At 71.5% G+C, this 3425-nt stretch carries 6 protein-coding genes and 2 tRNA genes; 6 read left to right on the plus strand and 2 right to left on the minus strand.

Features of this window, described 5'->3' with window-relative positions; genetic code table 11:
* The coding region (locus H0X00_RS22710) for an acylphosphatase (RefSeq protein WP_293775062.1) at positions 1–278 on the minus strand (278 nt) is incomplete at its 3' end.
* 173 nt (positions 279–451) lie between these two features.
* On the opposite strand from H0X00_RS22710, the gene H0X00_RS22715 reads away from it, so the two are divergent.
* From H0X00_RS22715 to H0X00_RS22740, 6 genes are all read left to right on the plus strand, one after another.
* Positions 452–524: transfer RNA gene (locus H0X00_RS22715), tRNA-Thr, on the plus strand.
* Positions 525–551: 27 nt separating this feature from the next.
* Positions 552–624 (plus strand) — tRNA-Met (locus H0X00_RS22720).
* A 162-nt stretch (positions 625–786) separates the two neighbouring features.
* A complete protein-coding gene (gene rpmG, locus H0X00_RS22725) occupies positions 787–957 on the plus strand; it encodes a 50S ribosomal protein L33 (protein WP_367186740.1) in 171 nt (56 codons plus the stop codon).
* Positions 958–982: 25 nt separating this feature from the next.
* Positions 983–1423, plus strand: a complete 441-nt coding sequence (locus H0X00_RS22730) for a MaoC family dehydratase N-terminal domain-containing protein (RefSeq protein WP_293775063.1) — start codon at positions 983–985, stop codon at positions 1421–1423.
* Entirely contained in the window at positions 1420–1863 is a 444-nt protein-coding gene (locus H0X00_RS22735; protein ID WP_293775064.1) for a MaoC/PaaZ C-terminal domain-containing protein, read from the plus strand. Before H0X00_RS22730 ends, H0X00_RS22735 begins: the two co-directional genes overlap by 4 nt.
* A 16-nt stretch (positions 1864–1879) precedes the next feature.
* Positions 1880–2929, plus strand: a complete 1050-nt coding sequence (locus tag H0X00_RS22740) for a UDP-N-acetylmuramate dehydrogenase (protein ID WP_293775065.1) — start codon at positions 1880–1882, stop codon at positions 2927–2929.
* A 26-nt stretch (positions 2930–2955) separates the two neighbouring features.
* Here H0X00_RS22740 and H0X00_RS22745 read toward each other — a convergent pair.
* The coding region (locus H0X00_RS22745; protein ID WP_367186741.1) for an adenosine deaminase at positions 2956–3425 on the minus strand (470 nt) is incomplete at its 5' end.

Genomic DNA, 3425 nt, shown 5'->3' on the forward strand with positions numbered 1-3425 from the left:
GTCCAGAAGGCCCCGAACGGGCCGGCGGAGATCCGGGCCAGGAAGGCCGCGACGACGGCGGCCCGGCCCTCGACCTCGACGGTGACCCCGTGCGGGTCGGTGCGGACGAAGCCGCCCAGGCCCAGCTCGACGGCCAGGTCGGTCACGGCACAGACCACGGCGGGCGCCGCGATCGGGCCGCCGTTGTCCAGATGTGCCCGGGTGCGCCGACGCCCCGGGCCGGCTGTGGTCGCAGGGGCCGGTGCCGCGAGATCGAGTTGCGCGGTCACGGACCCCATGCCAACACCTGGAGGCGGGTGGGCGTCGCCGGTTTGGGCGAATCGTGAGGCGTGCCCGGGGGTGCCGTGGGGAAGATCAACCCGCTCGGAGTAGGCCTCCGCAGGAGCGTGGCGGTGGCGCGCGAACCGGATTGCAGGACCGGCCCCCGGAGCGTGTAGCCTTTCCGGGCCTCGCCCCTTTAGCTCAGTCGGCAGAGCGTCTCCATGGTAAGGAGAAGGTCTACGGTTCGATTCCGTAAAGGGGCTCTGAGCTGGCGGTTTACCGGCAGCAGCGGCGGTGTAGCTCAGTTGGTAGAGCAAGCGGCTCATAATCGCTGTGTCACCGGTTCAAGTCCGGTCACCGCTACGTGCGATTGAGGCGAGTGCAGGCGAAGCTCGCTTCGCTCGCCGAGCCGAATAAGAACGAAGTCCAGGCGAAGCGCGCTTCGAATGCCGAGCCGATTGAGTACGTCGAACGGCGCAGCCGGAGCACCGGACATGTAGTTGCGAGTTAGAGAAGGACAGGACCGTGGCCAGCAAGTCGCAGGACATCCGCCCGAAGATCATCCTTGCGTGCACCGACTGCAAGGAGCGCAACTACATCACCAAGAAGAACCGGCGGAACGACCCCGACCGGCTCGAGATGAAGAAGTACTGCCCGCGCGAGCGCAAGCACACCGTGCACCGCGAGACCCGCTAACCGCTTCGCCGCGCGCCCTCGCGACATGCCCGTCGATCCCTCGCTCCTCGGTCGCACGTATCCGCCCAGCCGCCCGTACGAGGTGGGCCGGGAGAAGATCCGGGAGTTCGCCGACGCCCTCGGCGACGACCATCCCGCGTACCGCGATCCCGAGGCCGCCAAGGCGCTCGGGTATCCCGACGTGCTGGCCCCGCTGACCTTCCCGATCGTCTTCGCCCTGGACGCCGCGATGGCCGTCCTGCGTGACCTCGGCATCGACCTGGCCCGGGTCGTCCACGGTGACCAGACCTTCCGCTACGCCCGGCCGCTGCGTCCCGGTGACCGCCTGCTCACCACCGTCGAGGTGACCGGTGTGAAGGCGCTGGCCGGCAACGACGTGCTCACGGTCGAGTGCGTCTCGGCCACCGAGGAAGGCGAGCACGTGGTCACCTCGGTGTGCACGTTGGTGCATCGGGGCGCCGAGTGAGCGCGCCGACCTGGGCGGGAGTCGAGAAGGGCACCGCGCTGCCGTCGCAGACCTTCACCTTCCGCCGCGGCGACCTGGTTCGCTACGCCGGCGCCTCGGGCGACTTCAACGTCATCCACTGGAACGACCGGATCGCGGCCGAGGTCGGACTGCCGAACGTGCTCGCGCACGGGATGCTGACGATGGGCACGGTCGCTCGGGTCGTCACCGACTGGGCCGGCGACCCCGGGGCCGTCACCGAGTACGGCGTGCGATTCACCCGCCCGGTCCCCGTGCCCGACGACAGCGCGCTGGACGGGTCCGGCGGCGGTAGCACCGTCGAGGTCAGCGCCGAGGTCACCGACAAGCTCGAGGACAACCTCGTCAAGGTGACCATCAAGGCCACCTACGACGGCGCCACCGTGCTCGCCAAGGCGATCGCCATCGTGCGGTTGCCCTGAGCATGTCCCCGCGCCGATGACCACCGCTTCGACCGGCGTCCGCTTCGCGGAGCTGACCACCTTCCGCGTGGGCGGACCGGTGCGCCGCCTGGTCGACATCGCGTCGGTCGACGAGCTCGCCGCCGTGCTGGCCGAGGCGGGCGACCAGCCCGTTCTGGTGCTCGGCGGCGGGTCGAACCTGCTGGTCTCCGACGACGGATTCGACGGCACGGTGGCCCGCATGGTCGGCGACGGCCTCACGGTCATCGGCGAGGCCGACGACGACGAGGTGCACCTCATCGTCGAGGCCGGCGCCGCCTGGGACGAGCTCGTCGCGCACACCGTCGCCGAGGGCTGGGCCGGCATCGAGGCCCTGTCCGGCATCCCCGGCAGCGTCGGGGCGACGCCGATCCAGAACGTGGGCGCCTACGGCCAGGAGGTCGCCGACGTCATCACCGCCGTGCGCACCTGGGACCGCGAGACCGGCGCCGAGCGCCGCTTCGCGCCCGCCGACTGCGGCTTCGCCTACCGGAACAGCCTGTTCAAGCGGACCTCGCGGTACGTCGTCACGGCCGTGGAGTTCCACCTCACGGTGGGCGGACAGGGTGCGCCGGTGCGCTACGCCGAACTCGCCCGCACTCTCGGCGTCGACGTCGGCGGCTCCGCGCCGGTCGCGGCGGTTCGCGAGGCGGTCCTCGGGCTCCGCCGGTCCAAGGGCATGGTGCTGGACCCGGCCGATCACGACACCTGGAGCGCCGGGTCGTTCTTCACCAACCCGATCCTGAGCAACGCCGTCGCCGCGGCGGCGCTCCCGGACGACGCCCCCCGCTACCTGGCGGGCGAGGGCCTGCTGAAGACCTCCGCGGCCTGGCTGATCGAGCACGCCGGCTTCGGCAAGGGCTTCGGTGCCGACCTCACCGGCGGCCGCGCCACGCTGTCGACCAAGCACACCCTCGCCCTGACCAACCGGGGCACCGCCTCCGCGGCCGACCTGCTCACCCTGGCCCGCGCCGTCCGGGCCGGCGTCGTCGGCCGGTTCGGTATCGAACTGCACCACGAGCCCGTGCTGGTCGGCCACACTCTCTGAACCAGTAGGCGTGTCACGCTTTCTGGTTAGTTCTCCACAGGCCGCGGGTCTTCGGCCAGCCAGGCGGCGATCCGGCCGCGGAGGCGGTACTTCACGTCCTCCGGCGCCATCGACCCCTCGACCGAGTGCCGGGCCAGGTCGGCCAGCTCGGAGTCGGTGCACCCGTGCACGTCGCGCGCGATGACGTACTGGTCGACCAGGCGGGACCCGAACAGCAGCGGATCGTCAGCGCCGAGGGCGATCGGGACGTCAGCGGCGAGCAGGGTCCGCATCGGCACCGCGGCGGCCTCGGAAGCCACCCCGAGCGCGACGTTGGAGGCGGGGCAGACCTCGAGGGTGACCCGCGCGGCGGCCAGTTCCTCCAGCAGCGACTCGTCCTCGACCGCCCGCACCCCATGTCCGATCCGGTGCGCCCGCAGCGCCCGCAGGCAGTCCCGCACCTCCGCCGGTCCGCCGAGTTCGCCGCCGTGCGGCACGGCGGCCAGCCCACCGGCCC

The organism is Sporichthya sp. (assembly GCF_013815995.1).
Classification (GTDB): domain Bacteria; phylum Actinomycetota; class Actinomycetes; order Sporichthyales; family Sporichthyaceae; genus Sporichthya.

What these genes read in the sequence shown, in the direction of transcription:
- H0X00_RS22730 (WP_293775063.1), top strand. Translation starts at nt 983, where the DNA reads ATGCCCGTCGATCCCTCGCTCCTCGGTCGCACGTATCCGCCCAGCCGC.
- H0X00_RS22740 (WP_293775065.1), top strand. Translation starts at nt 1,880, where the DNA reads ATGACCACCGCTTCGACCGGCGTCCGCTTCGCGGAGCTGACCACCTTC.